Raw genomic sequence first — 24,971 nt, forward strand, 5'->3', positions numbered from 1 at the left:
GCGATCCCCGATCCTCTGGAGGCGCCGTGTCCCTCGTCCGCGTGCACAACTTCTCGGTCTCGCTCGACGGCTTCGGCGCCGGAGAGGGGCAGACGCTCGAGTCGCCGTTCGGCCACGCCGGGCACCGGCTGATGGGCTGGGCCACGCCCACCCGCACCTTCCGCGACATGGGGCTGCCCGGTGACGGCCCCGGCTCGCGCGGAGTCGACGACGCCCTCGCGAGCGGCTGGGGCGAGGGCATCGGCGCCGAGATCATGGGGCGCAACAAGTTCGGCCCCCAGCGCGGGCCGTGGGAGGACGAGGACTGGCGCGGCTGGTGGGGCGAGGACCCCGTCTTCCACACGCCGGTCGTCGTCCTGACGCACCATCCGCGCCCGGTCCTCGAGATGGCCGGGGGCACGAGCTTCCACTTCGTCGACGCCGACCCGGTGACCGCGCTTGCGAGGGCGCGCGAGCTGGCCGGCGGTCTCGACGTGCGGATCGGCGGAGGCGTCGCCACGGTGCGGCAGTTCCTCGAGGCGGATCTGATCGACCACCTGCACGTGGTCGTCGTGCCGATCGTGCTGGGCCGCGGCGAGCGGCTGTGGGACGGGCTCGAGGGGCTGGAGGAGCGCTTCGACATCGAGGCCGTGCCGTCGCCGTCCGGAGTGGTGCATCTCGTGATGGAGCGGAGGGCCCGGTAGCCGCGTCCCGACTACTCTGGGGAACCACATGGCATCCGACAGCGAACCCACCGTCATCCTCACCGATCCCCTCGAGGAGCGCCTGCGCGCCCAGATCGCCCGCGAGGGCGAGCGCACCGTCGCGCTGCGCTCCGCCGCCCTGCTCACGGGCGGCTACGAGGGGGAGTCCTTCCTCCTCGTGGTCGGCGGCGAGCACGCCGACGGCGTGCTCAAGGGCGCACCGTCGCTGTACTGGCCCGAGCTCTGGGGTGCCCGCGCGCTGCTCTACGTGTGGGACGACGAGGCGGCCGACGCCGTCGTCGCGGGTCTCGCCAACGCCTCGTGGCGGGTGCGCGAGATGTGCGCCAGGGTCTGCACCGAGCGCGTCCTCGGTGGTCAGAAGAAGCTCGCGCGCCTCACCACCGACGAGCACCCGCGCGTGCGGTCCGCGGGAGCGCGTGCGCTGCTCGCCGTGGCGACCGCGGGCATCCGCTCCGGACGCGACGAGAAGGGCGAGTTCGCGGCGAGCGTCGAGCAGACGCTCACGGCGATGCTCCGCGATCCCGACCGCGACGTGAAGCGCGCGGCGCAGCGAGGCCATCGACTCCCTCCGGAGTGCGCGGGCCTGAGTCCCGGGGCTCGGAACAGGCCGACGCGCGGCGTCAGCCGCCGACGCTCGAGCCGAAGCCCGACTTGCCGGTCGAGCCGAAGCCGCCCGAGAGCGTCTGCTTCGAGCCGACGGTCGCGCCGGCGGGGGCCCTCTGCACGACGTCGGGCTGAGTCGCCCCGCGGGCGGCGAACCCTCCGCTGGTCACGGGCGCCCAGCTGGTCGCGCGCGTCGAGTTCCAGCGCGAGGACGCGAAGATGAGCGGACCGAGCCAGAAGCCGCCCGCGTAGTGGCCGCGGTACTCGTCGGTCGCCTCGCAGAGCTGCTCCGGATCGTCGGCGACCGTCTCGCCCTCGGCCTGCAGCTTCGCGATCTGCTCGCGGACGTCCGCCAGGCAGTCCTCGCGGCTCGCGTAGACGGGTCGCTCGGCGTTCTCGGGGATCACGTAGTCCTCGCCGTCGGCGCCGGTGGTGACGACTCCGTCCGTCGACGGATCGCCGGCGCTCAGCGCGACGGCCAGGCCGATCGCCCCGACCGCGACGACCCCGCCGATGATGAGGCCGCGGCGCTTGGAGGCGATGCCGCTGATGCCGACATCGCCCGAGCGGCGGCGGTCGGTGCGGGTGGTGCCGGCGGCGTCGTCGCCGTCGGGGCGGGCGTCGCGAGGACGGTCCTCGGGGTCGGTCATCGGGTCTCCTCGTCCTGCGGGCGGGCGTCGCGGGCGTCGCGGGCGTCGTGGGGGCGGGCCTGCTCCCGGGGGCTGCCGAAGACGGGGTCCGTGCGCCCGCCCTCGATGTAGTGCGGCACGAACTCGGCGAGGTCGCCCGTGATGGGTCCGCTCGTCTCGCGGACGTCGATGCCGGCCGGGGTCTCGCCGACGATCCAGCTGCCGATCACGACCGTCTTCCCGTCGATGCGGGCGAGCTCGGCGCGGGCCTGGTGGATGAAGCCCTCCTCGCCGTAGGCGCCGCCGTTCTCGGCGACCACCGAGCCGTCGGCGTCGAGGACGGTGACGTTCGCCCCCTCGCGGCCCAGCCGCGGCTTGCGCACCTGGGCGGTGCCGACGAGCGGCTCGACGGAGGCGGGGAGCAGGTTGGGGTGCCCGCGGAACATCTCCCAGAGCACCACGAGCAGCTGCTTGTTGCTGAGCAGGAGCTTCCACGCGGGCTCGACCCAGCGGGTGCGCTCGCGCCGGTCGAGCAGGAGCCCGCCGAACTGCTCGCCGAGCATCCACTCCCACGGGTACAGCTTGAAGATGCACCGGATCGGCTCGCCGTCGGCATCGACGAAGCCGGTGCCGTCGAGTTCGTAGCGGATGTCCTCGACGAAGATCAGCTTGGGGTCGAAGCCCGCCTGCGCCGCCGTCTCGGCCATGTAGGCGACGGTGTCCGCATCCTCGACGATCAGCTCGCCGTCGCCGGAGTCCCGCAGCGACGCGAGGTGCAGCCGGGCGCCCTCGTCCAGCGTCCAGCGCTCGAGCCGGAGGTGGCGCCACTGCTCGACGAGCTGCTCGTGCAGGCTGTTGAACTGGTCGGCGTCCGGGCCGTGCACGTCGATCAGCCACTGCCACTGCGCCGCGGCCGTCTCGACGAGCGAGGTCGGGGTGTCGGCGTTGAACTCGAGCAGCTTCACCGCGCCGCGGTCGTCGTAGGCGAGGTCGAAGCGCCCGTAGACGGTGGGGTCGTCCTCGTCCCAGGAGGTGCGGACGAGTTCGTGGAAGCGCTCGGGGATGCCGAACTCCGCGAAGCGGCCGGTGCGCACGATCTTCTCGCACGCCTCCATGCAGAGGTCGAACAGCTCCTTCGTCACGCCCTCGAGCAGGTCGATCTCGGCGGGGGCGAAGCTGTAGGCCGCGAGCTCGTTCCAGTAGGGCCGACCGCCTTCCGAGGGGAGGTCGTAGAAGCTGAAGCCGACCTCGTCGAGGCGGGCGCGCCACTGGGGACGCGGGGCCGAGCTGTGTCTGCGCATGGTGTCCCGTCAGTGTACGTCCGGCCTCCGACAGCCAGGAGGGGGTGGACTCCCGCCTCCCTGGGGCGCTCGGAACAGGGCACACTCGAGTGGTGCGCGATCGACGTCCGCTCCGCAGCGGGCGGCGCGCCCGTCCTCGTCCGACCCGACCGGAAGGCGGATCATGACCCCCGCACCCCGCATCGCCCCGCTCGACGGGCTCCGCGTGCTCGAGCTCGGCAACTTCATCGCGGCCCCCACTGCGGGCCGCCTGCTGGCCGACTTCGGGGCCGAGGTGATCAAGGTCGAGCGGCCCGGCACCGGAGACGAGCTGCGCAAGTGGCGTCTGCATCCCGGGTCGACGACGTCGATGCTCTTCCACGCCGTCAACCGCAACAAGAAGTCGATCACGCTCGATCTCCGCACCGAGGAGGGGCGCGACGCCGTGCGCCGCCTGGCCGCCGAGTGCGACGTCGTGCTCGAGAACTTCCGTCCGGGGACGATCGAGAAGTGGGGCATCGGGCCGGACGTGCTGAACGAGGCGAACCCCGACATCGTGATCGGGCGGATCTCGGCGTTCGGGCAGACCGGGCCCCTCTCCGAGCGCCCCGGGTTCGCGGCGGTCGCGGAGGCGATGGGCGGTTTCCGCGAGCTCGTGGGCGATCCTGATCGTCCGCCCGTCCGCGTCGGCGTCTCGATCGGCGACTCCATCGCGGGGCTCTACGCCGGCTACGGAGTGATGATGGCGCTGTTCCAGCGGCAGACCCGGCGGGCGGCCGGGCTCGGACCCGCTCCGCTCGAGGAGCGCGTGATCGATGTGGCGCTCAACGAGGCGATGTTCTCGATGATGGAGTCGCTGATCCCGGACTACCAGGCGCACGGCATCGTCCGCGAGCGCGTCGGCGGGCGGATGGAGGGCATCGCGCCGACCAACGCCTACTCGTGCTCCGACGGGTCGAGCATCGTCATCGCGGGCAACGGCGACGCCATCTTCCAGCGCTTCATGGAGATCATCGGCCGCGAGGACCTGGCCGCCGACGAGGGCCTGGCGACCAACGACCTGCGCTGGCAGCGCCGCGACGAGCTCGACGCCGCGATCGGCGCATGGACCGCGACGCGGACCTCCGCCGAGGCCCTCGCGATCCTCGACGAGAGCGGCGTCCCCTCCGGCCCGATCTACACGGCGGCCGACATCAGCTCGAGCGAGCAGTACGCGGCTCGCGACATGATCCAGAAGTTCGACGTCGAGACCGGGTCGGGCGTGATCGAGGGCGTCGGGTTCCCCGGCGTCGTCCCCGTGCTCGGCGGCCGGTCGCTCCCCCTCCGCACACTCGCCCCCGCGCTGGGGCACGACACCGAGGAGGTCCTGGCCATGCTGCAGGGCGCCACCACCACCCGCACTTCCGGAGCGGGGACGAGCGATGACCGCCCGCCTGCGCGACGTGACCCTCCGCGACGGACTGCAGCTCACGGGGCGGATGCTCTCGACCGAGCGCAAAGTGCGGCTCGCCCGCTCGCTCTTCGCCGCGGGGGTGCCCGAGCTCGGATCGGCTCGATGGCCCGCGGTGACGTGGTGCCTCCGATGGCGAACACGCTCGAGGTGATCGAGGCGCTGACCCCCGAGGAGCTCGAGAGGAGCTGGGTGTGGGTCGCCACTCCGCGGCACATCGAGAAGGCCGCGGCCGCCGGGGCCCGCAACTTCCAGTACTGCTTCTCGGCCTCGGACTCGCACAACCGGGCGAACATCGGCCGCCCCACCGAGGCGAGCCTGGACGCCATGCCGGACGCCGTCGCGCTCGCCCACGGAGTCGGCGGGCGCATCCAGCTCTGCATCGCCACGTCCTTCACCTGCCCGTTCGAGGGCGAGGTACCGGAGGAGCGGGTGCTCGCGATCGCGAACGACGCCCGGGCCGAGGGTGCGGAGGACATCGTCATCTGCGACACGCTCGGACAGGCGCACCCCGGCCAGGTCGCGTCGCTCGTCTCGCGGGTCGTCGCCGAGACGCCCCCGCGCGAGATCGTCTTCCACGGGCACGACACCTGGGGCTCGGGAGTCGTCAACGCGCTGACCGCGGTGCAGGCCGGCGCGTCGGTCGTCGACGGAGCGCTCGGCGGCCTCGGCGGCTGCCCCTTCGCTCCGGGTGCCAGCGGGAACACCGCGACCGAGGACCTCCTGTTCGCGATGCGGCCGGAGTGGCTCGACACCGCGGCGTTCGCGGCGCTGGTCCGCGAGTCGGAGGACCTCCTGGGCGATCTCGACGAGGCGAACCGGTCGAAGGCGCGCCAGGGGGCCCGCTCGACCTCGACCGCGTTCCCGTGGGTTCTGGCCGAGGGCTGAGCGGCCTGGAACCTTCCCGGGAGGCGCGTCGGGCACCGGGAGGAGCGCGCTACGCTCATTAGTCAGCCAGCTGATCGATTGAGGAGCGACATGACCCCTGCAGAAGCCCCGACCCGCGCCGACCGGATCCGGCAGTCGATCGTCGCCGTGAGCGCCGGGCTCGCGCTCGTCGGCTCGTTCCTCGGCTCCGGTGCCGCCGGCGGGACGCAGATCGCCGACGCCGCGGGCGGCGCCCTGAGCGCCTCCTCGACGCCCGTCGCTCCGGACGGACCCGCCTTCGCGATCTGGAGCGTGATCTACACGGGGCTGATCGCCTACGCGATCTGGCAGTTCCTCCCTCGCAGGCCGCGAGGATCCGCCATCGCCGACTCGGCTACTGGGCCGCCGCGAGCCTGCTGCTGAACGCCGCGTGGATCCTGGTCGTGCAGGCCGGACTGCTCGCGCTGAGCGTCGTGGTGATCGTCCTGCTGCTCGCGGTCCTCGCCCGGATCTTCGTGCTGCTGCGCACGACGCGCACCGCGGGGGTCGTGGACGCGGTCGTCACCGACGGCACGTTCGGCCTCTACCTCGGCTGGGTCTGCGTGGCGACCGTCGCCAACGTCACGGCGGCGCTCGTGGGCGCAGGAGTCGGCAGCGCCGACGGTCCCAGCGCCTCGGCGTGGGCGGTCGTCGTGCTGGCCGTCGCCGCGCTGATCGGAGTGGCGCTCACCGTGGCCGGCCGCGGTCGCCTCGCCCCGATGCTCTCGCTGTGCTGGGGGCTGGTGTGGGTGGCCGTGGGGCGGTTCGGCGGGGAGCTGGTGTCGGTGCCGGCGGGGATCGCGGCGCTCGCCGCAGCGGGCGTGGTGCTCGTGGTGACGGTCGCGGTGCGGTTCACCGCGGGGCGGCGCGTCGCGGCCTGACGGGAGCCCTCGACCAAGGGCGAGGGGTCAGCGCCGGACGCGCAGCGTGTCCATCCCGCCGTCGACGGCCAGCGCGGTGCCGGTGATGGAGGAGGCGGTGCGGCCGGCCAGGAAGAGGACCGCTTCGGCGACCTCGCGAACGGTGATCATGCGCCCGATCGGCTGGCGGCGGTTCAGCGCGTCCAGCTCGGCCTCGGGATCCGCGAACGCGCGCAGGTTCTTCTCGACGAAGCCGGTGTGGACGGTGCCGGGGTTCACGCAGTTCACGCGGACCCCGTCGGCGACGTGATCGGTCGCCATCGCGAGGGTCAGGGCGTGCACGGCGCCCTTGGATGCGGAATAGACGGCGCGCTGGGGGAGTCCGCTGGTGGCGGCGACGGAGCAGAGGTTGACGATCGACGCGGCTCCGGAGTCGCGGAGCGCGGGCAGAGCCGCCGCACTCATGCGCGCGATGCCGATCACGTTGACGTCCAGTACGGTTCGCCAGGTCTCCTCGGTGCTCTCCTCGATCGTGCCCACCGCTCCGATGCCGGCGTTGTTCACGACGACGTCGAGGCGACCGAAGCGCTCGAGCACGGTGGACACCGCCGCATCGACGGAGTCGCGGTCGGTCACGTCGCACGGCACCCCGAGCAGGTCCGCGGGTACACCCTCGATGCTCCGGTCGAGGACGGCGACCTGCGCGCCGCGGTCGGCGAGCAGGGCCGCGCACTCGGCGCCGATACCAGAGGCTCCGCCCGTGACGATCGCGACGAGGCCCTCGACCCCGGACGCGGCGGTCATCGCTCCTCCGCCTGCGCGAACGTCTGCTCGGCCTCGCCGAGGCCCTCGATCGAGAGGCGGACGACGTCGCCCGCGCGCAGGTACGGGGTGCCGGGCAGGCCGAGGGCCACGCCGGCCGGGGTGCCGGTGTTCACCAGATCGCCCGGGTGCAGCACCATGAAGCGGCTGAGGTACCAGACGATGAAGGCGGGGTCGAAGACCATGTCGGCGGTCGTCCCGTTCTGCCGTGCGACGCCGTTCACCGAGAGGGTGAGCCGCAGGTCGGAGGTGTCGACCTCCTCGGCAGGTACGAACGACGGGCCGAGCGGGTTGAAGGTCTCGCAGCTCTTGCCCTTGTCCCACTGGCCGCCGCGCTCGAGCTGGAACTCGCGCTCGGAGACGTCGTGCGAGAGGACGTAGCCGGCGATGCAGGCCCGGGCCTCCTCCGGTGAGGCGAGGTAGCGGGCCTCGGCGCCGATGACGACGCCCAGCTCCACCTCCCAGTCGGTCTTCACGGAATCGACCGGGATGAGCACCTCGTCGAACGGTCCGACGATCGTCGACGGGTCCTTGAAGAAGACCACGGGCTCGTCGGGCACGGCGGCGCCGGTCTCGGCGGCGTGGTCCCGGTAGTTCAGCCCGATGCAGACGATCTTGCCCGGTCGTGCGATCGGCGCACCGACCCGCGCGCTCTCGGCGTCGACCCGCGGGAGGCTTCCGTTCGCGAGGGCGTCGCGGACGCGGTCGAGGCCGCTCGACGCGAGGAAGGGGCCGTCGATGTCCGCGGTAAGACTGCTGAGGTCGTAGGAGACGCCCTTCTCGACGACGAGTGGACGCTCCTCGCCTCGAACGCCTGATCGTTGGATGTGCATCGTGTCCTCTTCTCGCCGTGACAGGGTCGCAGCGAGCTTACATCAGACGTTAAGGGGCGTGAAGAGGCTGAAAAAGGTGGAAGCCGGGCTCTTGCGCTGATACATCCGATGAAAGGAGTGGGCTCCGATCGGCACGGCTACCATCGGGTCATGCCGCACTCCGAGATTCGCGACCCGGCCGTCCGCTCGCAGACCGACGTCGTGGTGCACGGGATCCGCGAGCTCGTCGTCCGCGGCGCGCTGCGCCCCGGTGACCGCCTCCCCATCGAGAAGGAGCTCGCCGCGGAGCTCGGCGTCTCGCGGGGGTCGCTGCGGGAGGGTGTCCGTGCACTGGCTCTCATGGGAGTCCTCGAGACCCGGCAGGGGGACGGGACCTACGTGACCGCTCTGGATGCGTCTCTCCTGATCGCGCCGATGGGCTTCGTCATCGACATGCAGGCCGATGGGCAGAGCGCGCACATCGCCTCGGTGCGTCGGGTCCTCGAAGCGGAGGCCGCTGCGATCGCCGCCCGATCGTTCGATGCCGAGGGGATCGCCGGCCTGCGGGAGATCCTCGCCCTCATCGCGCCTCTGCTCGAGGACCCGAGCGAGGAGGATCACGAGCGGATGCTCGAGGCGGACATCGCCCTGCACACGGCCATCGCCCGCGCGGCGGGGAACCCGGTGCTCGAGGCACTGATCCAGGCGCTCTCGAGCCGGACGCTCCGCACCCGCCTCTGGCGCTCGGTCTCCGAGGAGGGGGCCATCGCGAGGACCTTCCAGCAGCACACCGCGATCGTCGACGCGCTGGAGACCGGTGATCCCGACCGCGCGCGAACCGCGATGAACGTGCACCTCTACGACGTGCAGGAGTTCGCGGCCTCGCGCACCGTCGAGGATCCGTCCAGACCGTAGACGCGGGTCGCGGTCCCTGCGAGCACCGCGTGACGCTCGTCGTCCGCGAGTCCGGCGACGAGATGCTGCACGGCCGAGAGTGCCCTGCCGTAGCCGCCGGCGAGCTCGCACACCGGCCAGTCACCGCCGAACATCAGCCGCTCCGGCCCGAGTGACTCGAGTGCGGCGCCGACGACGGGTCGCAGTTCCTCGACACTCCACTCCGAGGCGTCCGCGCGCAGCGATTGGAAGCCCGAGAGCTTCGCGGTGACGGTGGGCAGCGGAGACATCCTTCTCAGCGCCGCTTCCCACTCGCCCTCCCGCCACGGCCCGAGCGCGCCGACGGGCGGCTTGCCCAGGTGGTCGATGACGATGCGGAGGGAGGGGTGGCGCTCGACGAGCTCGGGCACGAGAGCCAGATGCCGGGGCAGCACGGCCGGCACATCCAGCGTCAGCCCTGCCCGCTCCACCAGGTCCAGGCTGGCGCGGACGGACGGGCGGAGGAGCCAGTCGGAGTCGGCGCGGTCGTGCACGAGCACGCGCACTCCCACGACCAGCGGCTCCCCGCTCAGCTCCTCGAGACGCTGAGCGGTGCGGTCCGGGTCCTCGAGGGGGAGGTGCGCGACCACTCCGACCAGCTCCGGGTGCTCGCGCGCCGCGGCCAGCATGGCGTCGGTGTCCTCTGCGGTATCGGCCGCCTGCACCAGCACCGCGCGGTGCACTCCCTCGGACCGCAGGACGCCGAGGGCCTCCTGCGCCGTGACCACGCGGTCGATCGGAGCGTGCTGCGGACCCAGCCAGGCGTAGCGGTGCCGGACCGGGTCCCAGACGTGCAGGTGCGCGTCGACGATCACAGGGTCAGACCGCGGCGCTCGAGGCGGTGGCCCAGTACGACCCGTCCGGGAAGCGGAACTCCTCGATCGTCGACTCGTGGATCTGGGCGGAATAGCCGGGCTGAGAGGGCACGACGTAGGCGCCGTCGCGCACGACGCACGGATCGACGAAGTGCTCGTGCAGGTGGTCGACGAACTCCGTGACCCGGCCGTCGAGCGATCCGGACACCGCGACGTAGTCGAACACCGAGAGGTGCTGCACGAGCTCGCAGAGTCCGACCCCGCCCGCATGCGGGCACACCGGCACATCGAACTTCTGCGCCATCAAATAGACGGCGAGGATCTCGTTCACGCTGCCCAGTCTCGCGGAATCGAGCTGGCAGTAGTCGATCGCCTCGGCCTGGAACATCTGCTTGAAGAGCACCCGGTTCATCCCGTGCTCTCCTGTCGCGACGCCGATCGGCGCGACCGCCGCGCGCACAGCGGCATGGCCGAGCACGTCGTCCGGGCTGGTGGGCTCCTCGATCCAGAGGGGGCGGAACTGCGCGAGCGCCTTCGTGTGCTCGATCGCCTCGGGCACGTCCCAGACCTGGTTCGCATCGATCATCAGGGCGACGTCCCAGCCGATCACGTCCCGCGCGATGCCCAGGCGGCGCACGTCGTCCTCGAGCGAGCCGCCGACCTTCAGCTTCACGTGCCGGTACCCGGCATCGACGGCCTCCTGGCAGAGGCGCCGCAGCTTCTCGTCCGAGTAGCCGAGCCAGCCGGCGCTCGTGGTGTAGCAGGGGTAGCCGGAGCCTTCGAGCTCGGCGATCCGCGCGCTCCGCGTCGGCTGCTTCTCGGCGAGGATCGCGAGCGCCTCGTCCTTCGTCAGCGCGTCGGACAGGTAGCGCAGGTCGGCGACAGCCACCAGTTCCTCGGGCGACATCTCGGCGAGCAGGCGCCAGAGGGGCTTCCTGCGCGGCGGGCCGCGAGGTCCCAGACCGCGTTCATCACCGCGGCCAGGGCGAGGTGCACGACGCCCTTGTCCGGTCCCAGCCAGCGGACCTGCGAGTCGGACTGCAGCTCGCGGTAGAGGCCGCCGAGATCGGAGACGATCTCCTCGACGTCGCGGCCCACGAGAGCGGCGCCGCGCAGGCGTGCCGCGAGCACGCAGAGCTCGTTGCCGCGCCCGATCGTGAAGGTGAACCCGTACCCGCTGAGCGCGGGGTCGTCGGTGTCGAGGCGCACGTAGGCGGCGGAGTAGTCCGCATCCTTGTTCATCGCGTCCGAACCGTCGGCGCTGAGCGAGGTCGGGAAGCGGAGGTCGGTGACGGTCACGGCCGTGATCCGGGTCATGAGGAGAGCCTTTCGGAGTCGGGACCCGAGAGGTCCCTGATCGGGGTCCCGCTCTCGAGCAGACCGAGCTCGAGGAGCTCGGTCCAGAGGGCGGCCGGGGGAGCGGCCCGGAAGCGGGCGACGTTGGAGGAGACCTGCTCGGCCGTGCGCATGCCGAGGACGACCGAGGCGACGGCGGGGTGGGTCAGGGGGAAGGCGGCGGCGGCGTCCGGCAGCGTCGATCCGTGCCGCTCGCAGACCTCGGCGATCGCGGTCGCCCGCGCGATCATCGCGGCGGGGGCCGGGGCGTAGTCGAACCGGGCATCCACCGCCGGACGTCGGCGCGAGAGCAGCCCGGAGTTGTAGACGCCGGCCGCGACGATGCCGACGCCCCGCTCGAGCGCCACGGGGAGCAGATCGTGCAGAGCCCCCTGATCGAGAAGCGTGTACCGGCCGGCGAGCATGACCAGGTCGAGGTCGCTCTCGCGGACGAAGCGGGCGGGAGCGGCCGACTGGTTCATCCCGACCCCGACGGCGCCGATCACTCCCTGCTCGCGCAGCTCGATCAGCGCGGGAAGGGCGGAGTCGAGGGTCTGCTCGGCGTGGTCGTCGGGGTCGTGCACGTAGACGATGTCGAGCCGGTCGAGCCCGAGGCGCTCGAGGCTCGCCTCGATCGAGCGCAGGACGCCGTCACGTGAGTAGTCGAGCCGCCGTCGCAGGGTCGCAGGGACGACGAAGCCCTCGTCGTCGACTGCGTCCTCGGGGGCGTCGGCGGGCTCGAGGAGCCGGCCGACCTTGCTCGACACGACGATCGAGTCGCGGTCCGCTCCCGCGAGCGCGGCGCCCAGTCGTCGCTCCGAGAGGCCGAGGCCGTAGTGCGGTGCCGTGTCGTACATCCGGATGCCGCACTCGAGGGCGCGGGCGACGGCGGTCGACGCCTCCTCCTCGGTCGTCTCGCGGTACAGATTGCCGATCTGCGCTCCGCCGAACGCGAGTGCGCCCGCTCGGAGCGCCGTGACGCTGCTTCTCATGCTGTTCTCCCTGGGGTCTGCCCGGTCGTGCTCTCCGCGGCACCGACGATCCGGTCCACCGCTCGGGCTGCGCGCTCCACCGAGGTCGCGGTGTCCGTTCCGTCGTGCACGACGCTCTGCACCAGACGGCCGAGCACAGCGGTCAGTTCTGGCAGTCGCGGGTGGACGGGAAGCGGACGGGAGCGGCGGTACGCCTGCTCGAAGACACGGAGTGCGGGATTCTTCTGCAGGAGAACGGGGTGGCACCACGTGCTGCGTCGGACCCCCGTGGATCCCGCGACCGTCGTGGCGCGGTCTCCTGCGGCAGTGGCGCACTGCTGGAGGAAGCGCCAGGCGGCCTGGGGCCTCGAGGACCCGGCGGTGATCGCCAGGGCCCAGAAAGCGTTGACCGTCTCGACACCCGGCACCGCGACGGCGCCGATGCGCTCGTCACCCAGAGCCGCATAGCCCGCCCAGTTGACCATCAGGGCGACGCGGCCCTCGGCGAACGCCCGCCCCGAGCGCACCGAGTCCCAGTTCCTGGCCGCCGGGTCGACCACCGTGTCGAAGCTGCGGCGCAGGCTCTGCAGGGCCGCAGCCCCCGCCTCGTCCTCGAACCCGTTCGAGCGGCCGTCCGCGGTGAGCACGTCACCGCCGGCCAGTCGCATCCGGAGGACGAGGTCGTAGACGTTGCTGTGCCCGTCCGGGGCGCCGGCGAGCACCGTGCCGTACAGGCCCTCTCCGGGTCGGGTGAACCAGACGGCGTGATCGTCGATGTCCGCCCAGGTCGACGGGGGAGAAGGGGGCGACCGTGAGCCGCGGCGAAGCGCTCGCGTTCCCGGGGGTCCTCGTAGAGGTCCCGTCGGTAGAGGACGAGCTGCGGTCCGCAGTGGAAGGCCGAGCCCCAGAGGCGGGCACCGCCGCCGGTGTCGAAGACGAGGGAGGCGTCGAACGCGCCCGACCGATCCGTGCTCCCGCCCGGGAGGGGAGAGCGCGCCGCGAGGTCGTCGAGCGGGCGGATCGCTCCGGCGGCGGCGAGGCTCGGCAGGAGATCGGCGGGGACGAGTACGGCGTCGACGGATCCATCGGTGCACACGGGTGAGTGCAGGAGCGCCTGCTCCAAGGCCGGCAGGGGCAGCCAGCGGCCCACTACCCCGGCCTCCTGCGCCTCGACGGACGCCTCGAACGCGTCACCGGCGCGACCGAGGAGAGTGATCCCGTGCACATCGGCTCCGTTCGACGACCTCGCCCGGCCGAGGTATTCATCGGACCATAGCAGACAGCAGATCGGGTTCATGGTTCCCGGATCCGAACTTAGGCAACAGAAGGGGATCATTCATCGGATCAATCCGTAACAAGACGGTTACATCGAAACGGCGCCACGCTCTTGCGCCGGGGTTAGTTAGTTCCACATACTTTCGAAATCGAATCGTCGCCGTCGACCGAGAGGAGAGCACGTGCCGAACCCGCATCACCCCCGATCCCGTCGTCGCGGCGCTCTGATCACCGCCGGCGTGCTCTGTCTGGCCGCCCTCGCCTCCGGAGTCGTCGTCCTCGCCGTGGACCACGCCGACCGTCCCGTCTCCGTCGTCGGCGACCGTGCGATCTCGGCCGATGAGATCCGATTCCAGATGGGGCTACTTGACGACTCCGTGTCGAACGCCGTCCGGGCCGGCACCGTTCCCGCCGCCGAGGCGGACGCCGAGCTGCGAAAGCGCGCACTCGAGCAGTCCCTCCGCGATGCGCAGCTGTTCGGCCTCGCCCGTGCCCACGGACTGATCGACTTCGACGACTTCGACGGCTTCCTCCGCTCCTTGGAGGAGGAGAACGACTCCCGCGCCGCCGCACTGGCCGCCGGTGAGATCGTCTACGGGACCACCGAGTTCTCGGCGCCGGAGTACTACTCCCGGACGATCACGCTGCTGCGCACCGAGCTCACCGATCTGCTTGCGGAGGACGGCGGACCGCTGCATGTGACGGACGCCGACGTCCGCGCCTACTACGACGCGAACGCGGCCGACTGGGCGGCGAAAGCGAGCACGTGGAGCATCCGTTCGCTGAGCCTCCCCGCCACCGCGGCCGAGGACACCGGCTGCGCCGCGGCGCTCGCCGTCGCACCGCCGTCGCTCGGCGCCGTCGAGTCCGCCTGCCGAGCGACTGCCACGGACTCGACGATCGACGGCGCCACCGATCTCCCGGCCGGCTCACCCGCAGCCGAGGCGCTCGCCTCGGTCCAGGGCCTCGAGGCGGGAGCGACTTCCGCCCCCGTCGTCGCCGACGGTGCCGTCCACCTGTTCCAGCTCGTCTCGTCGTCGGTCGACTCCGACGCCGCGTTCGAGCTCTACGCCGACCGCATCCGGTCGGTGGTCGTCTCGGACCGTCTCGACGGCTACCTCGACGACCTCGTCTCCACCGCCTCGCCCGACACGGACGAAGCGCTCCTCTCGACGATCGAACCGAAGGACTAGATGATGACCCGACACTCCGGAGCGACGAGGCGGCTCCCGCTCTCCCTCGCCGCCCTCGGCACCGCCGCGCTGGTAGCCCTGGGCTGCCTCGCCGGCGCACCCGCGGCGACCGCCGCGGAGCCCTCGACGGGCTGGGCGGGCAACACCGCCAACAGCCTCGGCGGCACCGACTACTTCCTCGACGCGACCGCCGGCGATGACGCCGCCGCGGGTACCTCGCGCACCACCGCGTGGAAGTCGCTCACCAAGGCCAGCACGATGACGTACTCCGCCGGTGACCGGATCCTCCTCAAGGCGGGCGAGACCTGGAACGGCCAGCAGCTGCTGCCCCAGGGCTCCGGCTCCGCAGGCCGCCCGATCGTGATCGACGCCTACGGCGACTCCGCGACGAAGCCGTCCATCGCCACCGATGGCCGGGTCGCCAGCCCCTTCCTCCCCGGCACTCAGACCAAGAACCCCGAGACCGTCGGCCTGACCGGCGCGATCAGCCTGCGCAACCAGCAGTACTGGGAGATCCACGACCTCTCGATCAGCAACGACGACGACTTCGCGACCGACATCACCACCGGATCCATCGTCCGAGACGGTGTCAGCATCTCGATCAACGCCGACAAGCTCACGGGCGACGACTCGGTGATGGACTACTTCCGCATCTCAGGGCTCGACATCCACGACATCGACGGCCCGAGCACCTGGCAGCGGATCCACTACGGCGGCATCAACTTCCAGGTCTTCGGCTCGAAGCAGTACACGGAGTACGGCACGGGCGGCCACCACTTCCAGGACGTCCGCATCGAGGACAACACCTTCACCAAGGTGGAGCTGCACGCCGTGCAGTTCGCGTTCAACTGGTTCGGCGACGCCCAGGGCCAGACCGATTCGACCGGGAAGTACCACGAGGGGTGGAGCAGGCCTGGGTCCGCGACCGGGACCTCTACAGCCGCAACGTCTACATCGGCCACAACTACGCCGCCGACACCGGTCAGGGCGCGATCCAGCTCGCGAACACCAAGGACATGGTCGTCGAGTACAACGAGGTCAACGGCTTCCTCCGCCGCTACAACCAGGTCTCGGCCGGTCTCTACCTCTGGGCGGGCGCCGATTCGGTGATGCGCTACAACGAGGTCTACGACGGACCCGCGAACGAGTACGACGCGACTCCCTGGGACCTCGAGTTCACCAACTTCGACGTGACCTACGAGTACAACTACTCGCACGACAACAAGGGCGGGTGGATGTCCTACATGGGCAACAGCTCGAACTCCGTCGCGCGGTACAACCTGAGCGTCAACGACAACGGCGTTCTCGTGAAGAACATGCTCTCGACGAACTACTCGCCGACCTACTTCACCAACAACGTCTTCGTCTACGACGGAGCGCAGCTGCATCAGGTCCACGACGAGGTCTTCAAGAGCCCCGTCTACTTCCTCAACAACGTCTTTTACAACACGTCGACGACGACTCCCACGACGTGGTTCCGGAAGCCCGGCGCTCTCGACAACGCCCGCTTCTCGAACAACGCCATGTTCGAGGCCTCCGGGACGCACTCGCCGCAGGAGCCCGCCGACGCGGGCAAGGTGACGGCCGATCCGCAGTTCGTCTCGCCCGTCTCGTCCTACTCGACGCGTGCGGGAGTGGAGAACATCCTCACGTCAGCCGCGAAGTTCCAGGTCGCCGACACCTCGCCGCTGATCGACGCGGGACGCTACAACGTCCACGTCGGGCAGAAGGACTTCTTCGGCACCGACCTCTACTACGGCGCCGGCATGGACATCGGCATCCAGGAGAAGCGGATCGGCGCTCAGGTCGCGAACCCCGTCGACACCGACCCGATCGAGGACGACGGCATCGACACCCGGACGAACCTCGCGATCGGCTCCACGGCGACCGCGAGCTCCACCCACCCGCACCAGAACTTCTCGCTCAACGCGTCCAAGCTCGTCGACGGCGACGCCACCACCCGCTGGGCGGCCGCCGACGACGCGACCTACCCGCTGACGGTGGACCTCGACTTCGGCAAGGACGTCGTCTTCTCCGAGGTGCAGCTCTCGGAGTTCCTCGACTCGGGCACCGGTCCGCGCATCCAGGACTACGACCTGCAGAAGTGGGACGCGGCGACCTCGTCGTGGAGCACCTTCGCCTCGCGCACCGACGGAGTCGGCTCCTCGAAGACGATCACCGGATTCGGCGACGTCACCTCCAGCAAGCTCCGCGTCTCCATCACGGCGAAGGTCGCGGGGGAGCAGTACTCGCCCTCGATGACCGAGATCCGCGTCTTCGGCCCGACCACCCCGGTCTCGGCCGACCCGCAGGTCACCCTCGCCGCCGGCGCCTACGACACGAACGCCTCCGCGGCGTCGCTGCCCGGAAACACGGTGTCCTACGACATCGCGCTCGACGGCGACACCCTCTCGACCGTCCGGTACGTCGGACCCGAGGGCAACGTGCTCGGCAGCCTGACCCAGGGCACCGACTACACCGCTACGACGACCGACGGCAGCACCCGGATCGACCTCTCGAGCTCCTTCCTCTCGAGCCGCATCGTCGGCGAGTCGGGACTGCGCTTCGAGTTCGCCTCCGGCGCCACCCGCGACGTCGACCTGACCATCGTCGACACGACCGAGCTCGAGGCCGCGCTGACCCGCGCCCGCGCGATCCCGGTCGCCGCCACTCCCGAGTACTCCGTGCTGAAGACCGAGATCGACGAGGCCCAGGCCGTCCTCGACTCCGCCAACCGCACCGTCACCGGAACGGGCAATTCGACCGTCACGCCCGCCAAGGTGCAGACCGCGACGAGCGAGCTGACCGCGGCGACCACGGCCTACACCCCGCCCGTGCAGCAGGGGATCATCTCGGTGATCGCCCCCGCGATCACCGGCACCGCCAAGGTCGGCTCGATCCTCCGGGCGAGCGCCGGCACCTGGAGCGAGGCGGGCGTCACGCTCTCCTATTCCTGGCAGCGCAACGGAACGGCGATCCCCTCCGCGACGAAGTCCTCCTACCGCCTCCTGAAGGCGGATGCCGGCCAGTCGATCACGGTCGTGGTGAAGGCGTCCAAGCCCGGGTTCACCAGCGGGTCCGCGACCAGCGCCTGCCGGTGACGGTGGCGGCCGGCACCACCGCGAGCGCCACGACGACGAAGGGGATCGCGGCGGTGCACGCTCGCACGATCACCTACCGCGTGACCGTGTCCGCCGCGGACGGAGCAACTGCCAAGGGCGGCACCGTGACCGTGTACGACCGGGGTGTCGTGGTCGCTGTCAAGAAGGTGAACGCGACCAACGGCAAGGTCGTCTTCACCCTGCCGAAGTCGTCGAAGGGCCGGCACGTGCTGACCGCGTCGTACTCGGGCACGACGACCGCAGCGCCGTCCACGAGCGCCGAGACGGTCGTCGTCGTCCGCTGAGGCCGACCCGACCGCACCACCGCCACCACCCGCCGACCGGCCCTGCGACACCTGAGGAGCACCAGATGATGACCGAGCTCACCCTCGCTCCCGTCGAGCGCGACGACTCCTCCGCGGCGTCGCAGGGCCGGAAGGCCAGCCAGCGCGACACGCGACACCACAATCGAGGCCTGGTGCTGCGCACGCTGTTCGCGCAGGACGGCCTGTCCCGCGCGGACATCGGTCGACTGACCGGGCTGACCAAGGTCACGGTCTCGGACCTGATCGCCGACCTCATCGACGACGGCATCGTCGAGGAGATCGGCCAGCGTCCCGGCTCCCGGCCCGGCAAGCCGGCCACGGTCCTGGGAGTCGTCGCCGCGGGGCGCTGCGTCGTGGCTCTCGACCTCTCCTCCTCGACCCATGTGCGGGCCGCCTCGTCGATCTCCGCGGCGAGGTCGGCGCGGTCGTCATCAGCGAACTGGGCACGCCCACGGAGTCGGTGGACCGCATGATCGCCGCGGCCCTCGAGGTCGTCGCATCGGCGGCCACTGTCGTGGTCGGCATCGCGGTCGGCACGCAGGGCACGGTCCTCCCCGACGGGACCGTGGCCGAGGCGCCGCGTCTCGGCTGGCGCTCCGTCCCCCTCCGCGCACTGCTCGAGAAGGCCTCGGGCTGCCGGTCGTCGTCCAGAACGACGCCGACAGCTCGGCCCTCGCCGAGCAGCGCTACGGCGGCGGCGACGACACGCTCGTGCTGCTCCAGATCTCGAGCGGAGTCGGCGCCGGTGTGCTGATCGAGGGTCGCGTCTACTCGGGGCGCTCCAGCGCCGCGGGCGAGATCGGCCACGTCGTGGTCGAGGACGGCGGTCGCCCGTGCACCTGCGGGAAGAACGGCTGCCTCGAGACCTACGCGGCCGCCGTCGTCCTCGAGGAGCAGATCGCCCGCGATCCCGCCCGGACCGCCGAGATCCTCGGCGCCGCCGGCGGACGGATCGGAGCAGCCCTCGCCCCCGTGGTCGGACTGCTCGACCTCTCCGAGATCGTGATCGCCGGTCCGGCGGCGCTGGTCGAGGGCCCCTCCTCTCGGCGGCGGCCGCCACCGTCCATTCCCGGACCCGCTCCAGCTTCCGCCCCGACGTGCGCCTGCGCACCTCCCGCCTGGGCGAGGACGCGGTGCTGCTGGGCGCGAGCGCTCAGCTGCTCCGCGAGCAGCTCGCCCTCTACTGACCCACCTGTCCGTCCCCTCGGACTTCTCCCTCCCGAATCACCCACCCTGCACAGAAGGACACCTGACAATGACGAAACGAGCCCTGAGCCTCGCCGCCCTGGTCGCCGCCTCCGCGATCGCCCTGAGCGGCTGCAGCGCCGGCACCACCGGATCCACCTCCGGTGGCGACTCCGGCGGCGTGCTGAAGATCGCCGCCCTCGAGGGCGGCTACGGCGCCGACATGTACGACGAGGTCGCCGCGGCCTACGAGAAGCTCAACCCGGACATCGACGTCCAGGTGCAGACCAGCAAGAGCATCGAGGACGAGCTGACCCCGAACCTCCAGGCGGGCGACTACCCCGACCTGGTCGTGCTCGGCCAGGGCCGCCAGGCCGGCCTCACCGAGACGCTGATCAAGGACAAGGCCCTCGAGGACGTCTCCGACGTGCTCACGACGACGGTCCCCGGCGAGGACGTGACCGTCGGCGACAAGCTCGTCGACGGCGTCGTGGGCAACCTCAACACCGACCCCTACGGCGACGGCAAGACCTACCTGATGCCGATGTACTACTCGCCGACCGGCCTCTTCTACGACACCAACCTCCTGGAGTCCAAGGGCTGGGCCGTCCCGACCACCTGGGACGAGCTCTTCGCGCTCGGCGACAAGGCGAAGGCGGAGGGCCTGTCGCTCTTCACCTACCCGACGGCGGGCTACCTCGACGGCTACTTCTTCTCGCTCCTGGCCGACGTCGGGGGAGAGGACTTCTACACCGACGTCATGACGTACAAGGAGGACGTCTGGGAGACCCCCGAGGCCCGCGAGGCGCTCGAGCTCACCGCGAAGCTGCTGTCCTACGCCGCCCCGACCACCGTCGGCTACGCCAACCAGCAGGACTTCACCAAGAACCAGCAGTCGATCCTCGACGGCACCACGCTGTTCATGCCCAACGGCACCTGGATCGTCGGCGAGATGGCCGACGCGCCCTGCACCGACGGCTTCGCCTGGGGCCTGACCCCGCTGCCCGCCGTCGAGGCCGGAGGCGAGCGCTACATCACGACGTCCGTCGAGTCGGCGTGGATCCCCGCCGCCGCCGAGAACAAGGACGCCGCGAAGGACTTCATGGCGTACCTCTACTCGGACGAGGCCGCGGCGATCTTCGCCGCCTCCGACGCGATCCAGCCGATCACCGGCCTCGCCGACTCGCTCGACGGCGACACGAAGGAGTTCTACTCCGTCTACTCCGACGAGGGCACGAAGGCACTGGTCGGCGGATTCGCCAGCACCGCGCCCGTCGAGGGCGTCGACATCAAGACGACGCTGCTGAACTCGGCCGACTCGATCATCTCGGGCGACCTGAGCGTCGACGAGTGGCAGGCCGAGCTCAACGAGGCCAGCAACCGCCTGGAGCGCTGCGAGCTGATGACCGAGAGCTCGACGGTCCTGCCCGTCACCCCCCAGACCACGCACGCGGGCGGGTCCGTCGAGACCGCGGCCGCCGTTCCGGGACTCCGGTCCCGGCGGCGGCCGCCCCGGCGGGCCGGGCACCAGAAGGGGCTCCGGCGATTCCTCGTCGCCTGCCTGGCCCCCGCGTTCCTGCTGTACGTCCTCTTCATGATCGTGCCGACGATCGACGTGTTCCGCATGTCGCTCTTCCGCACGAGCAGCCTCTCGAACACCTCGACCTTCATCGGCTTCGAGAACTTCGTGCTGCTGGCCTCCGACCCCGCGTTCCTCCGGGCCTTCCAGAACACCGTGCTGATGCTCGTGGTCGTGACCATCGTCACGATGGGCTCCGCGCTGGTGCTCGCCGCCGTGATGACCCGGCAGAACCTGCCCGGCCGCAACGTCTACCGCTTCGTCCTCTACGTTCCCAGCGTGCTGTCGATCGTCGTGATCGCGGCGATCTTCTCGGCCGTCTACGACCAGTCCAACGGGTTGCTCAACTCCGCCCTGGGCCTCCTCGGCGGCGGTCAGGGCCCGGTCTGGCTCGGCGATCAGTCGCTCGTGATGTTCAGCATCGCGATCGCGATGGTCTGGCAGTCGGTCGGCTACTACCTCGTCCTCTACATGGCCTCGATGTCGGCCGTGCCCGAGGACCTCTACGAGGCGTCGTCCCTCGACGGAGCGAGCCCGGTGCGGCAGTTCCTCCGAGGTCACCCTGCCGATGATCTGGCCGAGCATCCGCACCAGCCTCACCTTCTTCATCATCAGCTCCGTCAACCTCAGCTTCGTGCTGGTGCGGGCGATGACCGGAGGCGGACCGGACGGCGCGTCCGAGGTGCTCCTCAGCTACATGTACCAGCAGGCCTACACGAACTCGTCCTACGGCTACGGCATGGCCATCGGAGTCGTCATCTTCGTGTTCTCCTTCGCCCTCGCGCTGATCGTCAACCGCGTCACCAAGAGAGAGGATGTGGAGTTCTGATGGCTCTCACCATCGCTTCCCCCGCTGCGGCGACGCCCGTCGTGCTCGGCGCCTCGGGAAGGTGCTCACCACCGTCGTGCTGGTGGCCGCCTCCCTCGCGATCGCGATCCCCGTCGTCTGGGTGCTGGTCGCCTCGCTCAAGCAGAAGGGCGAGTTCTACGGCAGCCCGTGGACCCTGCCGGAGACGGCGTTCTGGCAGAACTTCGCCGACGCTTTCATCGACGCCGAGATGGGGCGCTACTTCCTGACGTCGATCCTCGTCGTCTCGCTCGCCCTCGTGCTGTGCCTGGTGATCTCGGTCCCGGCGGCCTACGCCCTCGCCCGGTTCGACTTCCGCGGCAAGGCGATCCTGGAGACGCTGCTGCTCGGCGGCCTCTTCGTCAACGTCAACTACATCGTCGTGCCGATCTTCCTGATGCTGATCGGGTGGGACCGCGCTCTGCGCGGGATGCTGCCGGGCGGCTTCTTCATCAACAACCCGGTGATGCTCGCCGTCGTGTACGCGGCGACATCGATCCCGTTCACCGTCTACCTGCTCGCGACCTACCTCCGCACGGTGCCGGTCGTGTACCAGGAGGCCGCGGTGCTCGACGGCGCGTCGCGCCTGCGGATCATGGTGTCGGTGATCATCCCGATGGCGCTGCCGGCCATCAACACGGCGATCCTCTTCAACTTCCTGTCCTTCTGGAACGACTTCATCATCTCCCTCACCCTCATGCCGGGCGAGAACAAGACGATCCAGGTCGGACTGCTGAACCTCTTCACGGCGCAGAAGGCCGCCGCCGACTACGGCCGCCTCTACGCGGGCATGGTGATCGTCATGGTCCCCGCCCTGATCCTCTACGCCCTCGTGCAGAAGCGCCTCCTCCAGGGCGTCTCGACGGCGGCCGACAAATGAACGGAGCATCTCGCATGACCCCGGACCCCCGGACGCTTCACGATCCCCAGCGAAGAGGACTTCGCCGACGAGACCGCGCGCCTCGCGCGCCTCTGGGGCGCCGACGCGATCCGCAACAGCGACGGCACCCGACTCGACGACGCGGTGGTGGACCTCGGACTCGCCGTCTACGGCGCGTACTTCCCGGTGCGGGGCGACAACGCCTTCATCCGGGAGCACCTCGAGGAGCGACCGCAGATGTTCCTGCTGTCCGACCGCGTCCTCGCCCGCGCGACCGAGGTCGAGATCGGCTACGCGGACGGCTACTTCGACCAGCAGCTCGAGCCCAACCGCGACGCGGAGGCGCTGCCCTACTGGGAGGTCGTCGACCGGACGACGGGATCGCTCGTCCCGCGCGAGCAGTGGAGGCTGAGCGCGGACGGCGCGGCCGTCGTGCTCTCGGGCGCGCAGCTTCGGCACGAGTACACCGTCGCGTTCCTCGCCTACGTGGCCTGGGACCCGGTCGAGATGTACAACCACCTCACCAACGGGTGGGGCGATCGCGAGCACGAGATCCCCTACGACCCTCGCCACCTCGCCACCGCCGCGCATCTGCGTTCCGCCATGGACCCGCTGGCTCGAGGAGAATCCGAAGGTGGACGTCGTCCGCTTCACGACGTTCTTCTACCAGTTCTCGCTCGTCTTCGACGAGCAGGGCCGCGAGAAGTTCGTCGACTGGTTCGGCTACGGCGCGACCGTCTCGCCGCGCGCGCTGCGCGACTTCGAGGCCGAGCGCGGCTTCGCGCTGCGCGCCGAGGACTTCGTCGACCAGGGCTACTACAACTCGTCCTTCCGGGTCCCCTCCGACAGCTACCGGGCCTGGACCGCCTTCGTCCGCGCCTTCGTCCAGGAGACGGCCGCCGAGCTCGTCGCGCAGGTCAAGGCCGACGGCCGCGAGGCGATGATGTTCCTCGGCGACCAGTGGATCGGCATGGAGCCCTACAGCGAGGGCTTCGCCGACATCGGGCTCGACGCCGTCGTCGGCAGCGTCGGCGACGGCACGACCCTGCGGATGATCTCGGACATCCCGGGACTGCGCTACACCGAGGGGCGGTTCCTCCCGTACTTCTTCCCGGACACCTTCTACGAGGGCAACGACCCCCGCGACGAGGCCCTCGACAACTGGCTGCAGGCCCGCCGCGCGATCCTCCGCTCTCCGATCGACCGCATGGGCTACGGCGGCTATCTCAGCCTCGCGGCGAAGGCGCCCGAGTTCGTGCGGACCGTCGAGGAGATCGCGGAGGAGTTCCGCGGGCTCCATGAGAGGATCGCGGGCACCCCGCCGCGCAGCTCCCTCGTCGTGGCCGTGCTGAACCACTGGGGCGCACTGCGCTCCTGGCAGGCGTTCACGGTCGCGCACGCGCTGCACTCCAAGCAGGCGTACTCCTACTACGGCGTGCTCGAGGCGTTGAGCGGCATGCCCGTCGACGTCCGGTTCCTCTCGTTCGACGACGTCCTCGAGCGGGGGATCGACGCCGACATCGACGTGATCATCACCGCGGGTGCCGCGGACACCGCCTTCTCGGGCGGGGACGTGTGGCGCCGACCCGAGCTCGTCGCGCTGCTGCGCTCGTGGGTCGACGCCGGTGGCGGGCTCGTCGGGGTCGGCGAGCCGACCGCCACGAGCCACCAGGGCCGGTTCTTCCAGCTCGCCGACTGCTTCGGAGTGGACCGCGAGCGCGGTTTCAGCCTCTCCTCGGACAAGCACGACTGGTCGGTGACGGGCGAGCACTTCATCACCGAGGGCATCGACCTCGGGTCCTTCTCCTTCGGCGAGCCGCTGCCGGACGTCTACGCGATCTCCCCCGAGACCGAGATCCTGCACCTCTCGGAGTCCCGCGACGTGCACCTCGCTGCGCGCGCCTCGGGCGGAGGCCGCGCGGTCTACGCGACGGGGCTGCCCTACAGCCCGATCGCCGCCCGGCTGCTCTCGCGCGCCCTGCACTGGGCCGCGGGGAAGGAGGAGGAGCTGGACCGCTTCACGAGCAGCAACCCGGTCTGCGAGGTCAACGTCTACCCCGACTCCGGCGTGTACTGCGTCGTCAACAACACCCGTGAACCGCAGAGCACCACGGTCGTCCTCGAGGACGGCACGGCGGTGCCGCTCGACCTCGAGGCCGCCGGTCTCGTCTGGAAGGAGCTCCGATGAGCGCCGTCGTCCGGTCGACCCTGACCTCCGTCGCGATCCTCGCGGTCCTCGCGGGGGCGGTCGTCCTGGTGGTCGTCGGCCACGCCGCCGACGGCTGGGGAGCGCTGGGCCTGATGCTCGCCGGCCTCGCGCTGCTGCTCGTCCTGCTCGCCGCCTACAACCGGAGCCGGCGATGATCCCGGCGCCCGCGCAGGATCCGCGCTACCTCGGCCACGTGGCTCCGTCGGCGAGGGCAGCTCGCCTGGCAGCGCCTCGAGTTCTACGGCTTCCTGCACTT

At 70.7% G+C, this 24,971-nt stretch carries 22 protein-coding genes and 5 pseudogenes; 20 read left to right on the forward strand and 7 right to left on the reverse strand.

All coding sequences use genetic code 11. The annotated features are described in order from the left end of the window. The first annotated feature begins 26 nt into the window (after positions 1-26). Both AC0CII_RS19465 and AC0CII_RS19470 read left to right on the forward strand, forming a co-directional pair. Complete coding sequence (locus AC0CII_RS19465; protein ID WP_465226735.1) at positions 27-683, forward strand: dihydrofolate reductase family protein; 657 nt, start codon at positions 27-29, stop codon at positions 681-683. A 28-nt stretch (positions 684-711) separates the two neighbouring features. Beyond that, on the forward strand, positions 712-1,530 hold the full coding sequence (locus tag AC0CII_RS19470; RefSeq protein ID WP_465230364.1) for a HEAT repeat domain-containing protein: 819 nt from the start codon (positions 712-714) through the stop codon (positions 1,528-1,530). A gap of 423 nt (positions 1,531-1,953) precedes the next feature. Here AC0CII_RS19470 and AC0CII_RS19475 read toward each other — a convergent pair whose 3' ends face one another. Continuing rightward, entirely contained in the window at positions 1,954-3,237 is a 1,284-nt protein-coding gene (locus AC0CII_RS19475; RefSeq protein ID WP_465226734.1) for a glutathionylspermidine synthase family protein, read from the reverse strand. A gap of 163 nt (positions 3,238-3,400) precedes the next feature. On the opposite strand from AC0CII_RS19475, the pseudogene AC0CII_RS19480 reads away from it, so the two are divergent. The 4 genes and pseudogenes from AC0CII_RS19480 to AC0CII_RS19495 form a co-directional block, all read left to right on the forward strand. Continuing rightward, positions 3,401-4,642: pseudogene (locus AC0CII_RS19480) on the forward strand (CaiB/BaiF CoA transferase family protein); the annotation flags it as partial. After that, positions 4,638-5,554: pseudogene (locus tag AC0CII_RS19485) on the forward strand (beta/alpha barrel domain-containing protein). The pseudogenes AC0CII_RS19480 and AC0CII_RS19485, both read left to right, overlap by 5 nt. A 90-nt stretch (positions 5,555-5,644) precedes the next feature. Then, complete coding sequence (locus AC0CII_RS19490) at positions 5,645-5,956, forward strand: hypothetical protein (RefSeq protein WP_465230365.1); 312 nt, start codon at positions 5,645-5,647, stop codon at positions 5,954-5,956. A gap of 20 nt (positions 5,957-5,976) precedes the next feature. Then, positions 5,977-6,453 (forward strand): hypothetical protein, encoded by a 477-nt coding sequence (locus tag AC0CII_RS19495; RefSeq protein WP_465230366.1) that lies wholly within the window; start codon positions 5,977-5,979, stop codon positions 6,451-6,453. 27 nt (positions 6,454-6,480) lie between these two features. Here the strand turns inward: AC0CII_RS19495 and AC0CII_RS19500 are convergent, their stop codons facing one another. Both AC0CII_RS19500 and AC0CII_RS19505 read right to left on the reverse strand, forming a co-directional pair. Next, complete coding sequence (locus tag AC0CII_RS19500) at positions 6,481-7,236, reverse strand: SDR family NAD(P)-dependent oxidoreductase (protein WP_465226732.1); 756 nt, start codon at positions 7,234-7,236, stop codon at positions 6,481-6,483. Then, positions 7,233-8,087: a fumarylacetoacetate hydrolase family protein gene (locus AC0CII_RS19505; RefSeq protein ID WP_465226731.1), complete on the reverse strand. Its 855-nt coding sequence runs from the start codon at positions 8,085-8,087 to the stop codon at positions 7,233-7,235. The genes AC0CII_RS19500 and AC0CII_RS19505 overlap by 4 nt, the downstream gene beginning before the upstream one ends. A gap of 150 nt (positions 8,088-8,237) precedes the next feature. Here AC0CII_RS19505 and AC0CII_RS19510 point away from each other — a divergent pair, with 150 nt between their 5' ends. Continuing rightward, positions 8,238-8,981, forward strand: a complete 744-nt coding sequence (locus AC0CII_RS19510; RefSeq protein ID WP_465226730.1) for a FadR/GntR family transcriptional regulator — start codon at positions 8,238-8,240, stop codon at positions 8,979-8,981. Here AC0CII_RS19510 and AC0CII_RS19515 read toward each other — a convergent pair. The 4 genes and pseudogenes from AC0CII_RS19515 to AC0CII_RS19530 all read right to left on the reverse strand — a co-directional run bounded on the left by AC0CII_RS19515 (position 8,924) and on the right by AC0CII_RS19530 (position 13,028). Next, positions 8,924-9,814, reverse strand: a complete 891-nt coding sequence (locus AC0CII_RS19515) for an amidohydrolase family protein (protein WP_465226729.1) — start codon at positions 9,812-9,814, stop codon at positions 8,924-8,926. The genes AC0CII_RS19510 and AC0CII_RS19515 overlap by 58 nt on opposite strands. 4 nt (positions 9,815-9,818) lie before the next feature. Beyond that, positions 9,819-11,131, reverse strand: a pseudogene (locus AC0CII_RS19520) (L-fuconate dehydratase). Then, positions 11,128-12,141, reverse strand: a complete 1,014-nt coding sequence (locus tag AC0CII_RS19525; protein WP_465226727.1) for an aldo/keto reductase — start codon at positions 12,139-12,141, stop codon at positions 11,128-11,130. Before AC0CII_RS19525 ends, AC0CII_RS19520 begins: the two are co-directional and overlap by 4 nt. Then, positions 12,138-13,028 carry an extracellular solute-binding protein gene (locus AC0CII_RS19530; RefSeq protein WP_465231019.1) on the reverse strand — a complete coding sequence of 297 codons (891 nt, stop codon included), beginning with the start codon at positions 13,026-13,028 and terminating at the stop codon, positions 12,138-12,140. The genes AC0CII_RS19525 and AC0CII_RS19530 overlap by 4 nt, the downstream gene beginning before the upstream one ends. On the opposite strand from AC0CII_RS19530, the gene AC0CII_RS19535 reads away from it, so the two are divergent. The 13 genes and pseudogenes from AC0CII_RS19535 (at position 12,932) to AC0CII_RS19595 (ending at position 24,870) form a co-directional block, all read left to right on the forward strand. Next, positions 12,932-13,222 (forward strand): hypothetical protein, encoded by a 291-nt coding sequence (locus tag AC0CII_RS19535; protein WP_465228147.1) that lies wholly within the window; start codon positions 12,932-12,934, stop codon positions 13,220-13,222. The genes AC0CII_RS19530 and AC0CII_RS19535 overlap by 97 nt on opposite strands. A 355-nt stretch (positions 13,223-13,577) precedes the next feature. Then, a complete protein-coding gene (locus tag AC0CII_RS19540) occupies positions 13,578-14,588 on the forward strand; it encodes a hypothetical protein (RefSeq protein ID WP_465226726.1) in 1,011 nt (336 codons plus the stop codon). Then, positions 14,589-15,698: a hypothetical protein gene (locus AC0CII_RS19545; RefSeq protein WP_465230367.1), complete on the forward strand. Its 1,110-nt coding sequence runs from the start codon at positions 14,589-14,591 to the stop codon at positions 15,696-15,698. A gap of 656 nt (positions 15,699-16,354) precedes the next feature. Next, the gene (locus AC0CII_RS19550; RefSeq protein WP_465231020.1) at positions 16,355-17,689 is read left to right on the forward strand and encodes a galactose-binding domain-containing protein; all 1,335 of its coding nucleotides are present in this window, start codon (positions 16,355-16,357) and stop codon (positions 17,687-17,689) included. Then, on the forward strand, positions 17,686-17,994 hold the full coding sequence (locus AC0CII_RS19555) for an Ig-like domain-containing protein (protein WP_465230368.1): 309 nt from the start codon (positions 17,686-17,688) through the stop codon (positions 17,992-17,994). Before AC0CII_RS19550 ends, AC0CII_RS19555 begins: the two co-directional genes overlap by 4 nt. Before the next feature lie 65 nt (positions 17,995-18,059). Next, positions 18,060-18,488, forward strand: coding sequence for a hypothetical protein (locus tag AC0CII_RS19560; RefSeq protein ID WP_465230369.1), 429 nt, complete (start codon positions 18,060-18,062; stop codon positions 18,486-18,488). Beyond that, positions 18,397-18,867, forward strand: a pseudogene (locus tag AC0CII_RS19565) (ROK family protein); the annotation flags it as partial. The gene AC0CII_RS19560 and the pseudogene AC0CII_RS19565, both read left to right, overlap by 92 nt. Further along, positions 18,849-19,202 carry a hypothetical protein gene (locus AC0CII_RS19570; protein WP_465230370.1) on the forward strand — a complete coding sequence of 118 codons (354 nt, stop codon included), beginning with the start codon at positions 18,849-18,851 and terminating at the stop codon, positions 19,200-19,202. The pseudogene AC0CII_RS19565 and the gene AC0CII_RS19570, both read left to right, overlap by 19 nt. A 68-nt stretch (positions 19,203-19,270) precedes the next feature. Next, the gene (locus AC0CII_RS19575; protein WP_465230371.1) at positions 19,271-21,856 is read left to right on the forward strand and encodes a carbohydrate ABC transporter substrate-binding protein; all 2,586 of its coding nucleotides are present in this window, start codon (positions 19,271-19,273) and stop codon (positions 21,854-21,856) included. Continuing rightward, complete coding sequence (locus AC0CII_RS19580) at positions 21,838-22,506, forward strand: carbohydrate ABC transporter permease (RefSeq protein WP_465231021.1); 669 nt, start codon at positions 21,838-21,840, stop codon at positions 22,504-22,506. Before AC0CII_RS19575 ends, AC0CII_RS19580 begins: the two co-directional genes overlap by 19 nt. Before the next feature lie 42 nt (positions 22,507-22,548). Continuing rightward, positions 22,549-23,100: pseudogene (locus AC0CII_RS19585) on the forward strand (1,3-beta-galactosyl-N-acetylhexosamine phosphorylase N-terminal domain-containing protein); the annotation flags it as partial. Further along, a complete protein-coding gene (gnpA, locus tag AC0CII_RS19590) occupies positions 23,096-24,694 on the forward strand; it encodes a 1,3-beta-galactosyl-N-acetylhexosamine phosphorylase (protein WP_465231022.1) in 1,599 nt (532 codons plus the stop codon). The pseudogene AC0CII_RS19585 and the gene gnpA, both read left to right, overlap by 5 nt. Beyond that, positions 24,691-24,870, forward strand: coding sequence for a DUF6903 family protein (locus tag AC0CII_RS19595; protein ID WP_465226718.1), 180 nt, complete (start codon positions 24,691-24,693; stop codon positions 24,868-24,870). The genes gnpA and AC0CII_RS19595 overlap by 4 nt, the downstream gene beginning before the upstream one ends. Positions 24,871-24,971 lie beyond the last annotated feature (101 nt).

The sequence above is a fragment of the Rathayibacter sp. AC182 genome (genome assembly GCF_979253875.1).

Excerpts from the sequence above, each read along its gene's own strand:
- AC0CII_RS19580 (WP_465231021.1), top strand. The coding sequence starts at position 21,838 with ATGGGGCGCTACTTCCTGACGTCGATCCTCGTCGTCTCGCTCGCCCTC.
- AC0CII_RS19475 (WP_465226734.1), bottom strand. The coding sequence starts at position 3,237 with ATGCGCAGACACAGCTCGGCCCCGCGTCCCCAGTGGCGCGCCCGCCTC.
- AC0CII_RS19545 (WP_465230367.1), top strand. The coding sequence starts at position 14,589 with ATGATGACCCGACACTCCGGAGCGACGAGGCGGCTCCCGCTCTCCCTC.
- AC0CII_RS19510 (WP_465226730.1), top strand. The coding sequence starts at position 8,238 with ATGCCGCACTCCGAGATTCGCGACCCGGCCGTCCGCTCGCAGACCGAC.
- AC0CII_RS19575 (WP_465230371.1), top strand. The coding sequence starts at position 19,271 with ATGACGAAACGAGCCCTGAGCCTCGCCGCCCTGGTCGCCGCCTCCGCG.
- AC0CII_RS19500 (WP_465226732.1), bottom strand. The coding sequence starts at position 7,236 with ATGACCGCCGCGTCCGGGGTCGAGGGCCTCGTCGCGATCGTCACGGGC.
- AC0CII_RS19525 (WP_465226727.1), bottom strand. The coding sequence starts at position 12,141 with ATGAGAAGCAGCGTCACGGCGCTCCGAGCGGGCGCACTCGCGTTCGGC.
- AC0CII_RS19550 (WP_465231020.1), top strand. The coding sequence starts at position 16,355 with ATGGACATCGGCATCCAGGAGAAGCGGATCGGCGCTCAGGTCGCGAAC.
- AC0CII_RS19595 (WP_465226718.1), top strand. The coding sequence starts at position 24,691 with ATGAGCGCCGTCGTCCGGTCGACCCTGACCTCCGTCGCGATCCTCGCG.
- AC0CII_RS19490 (WP_465230365.1), top strand. The coding sequence starts at position 5,645 with ATGACCCCTGCAGAAGCCCCGACCCGCGCCGACCGGATCCGGCAGTCG.
- AC0CII_RS19505 (WP_465226731.1), bottom strand. The coding sequence starts at position 8,087 with ATGCACATCCAACGATCAGGCGTTCGAGGCGAGGAGCGTCCACTCGTC.
- AC0CII_RS19470 (WP_465230364.1), top strand. The coding sequence starts at position 712 with ATGGCATCCGACAGCGAACCCACCGTCATCCTCACCGATCCCCTCGAG.
- AC0CII_RS19560 (WP_465230369.1), top strand. The coding sequence starts at position 18,060 with ATGATGACCGAGCTCACCCTCGCTCCCGTCGAGCGCGACGACTCCTCC.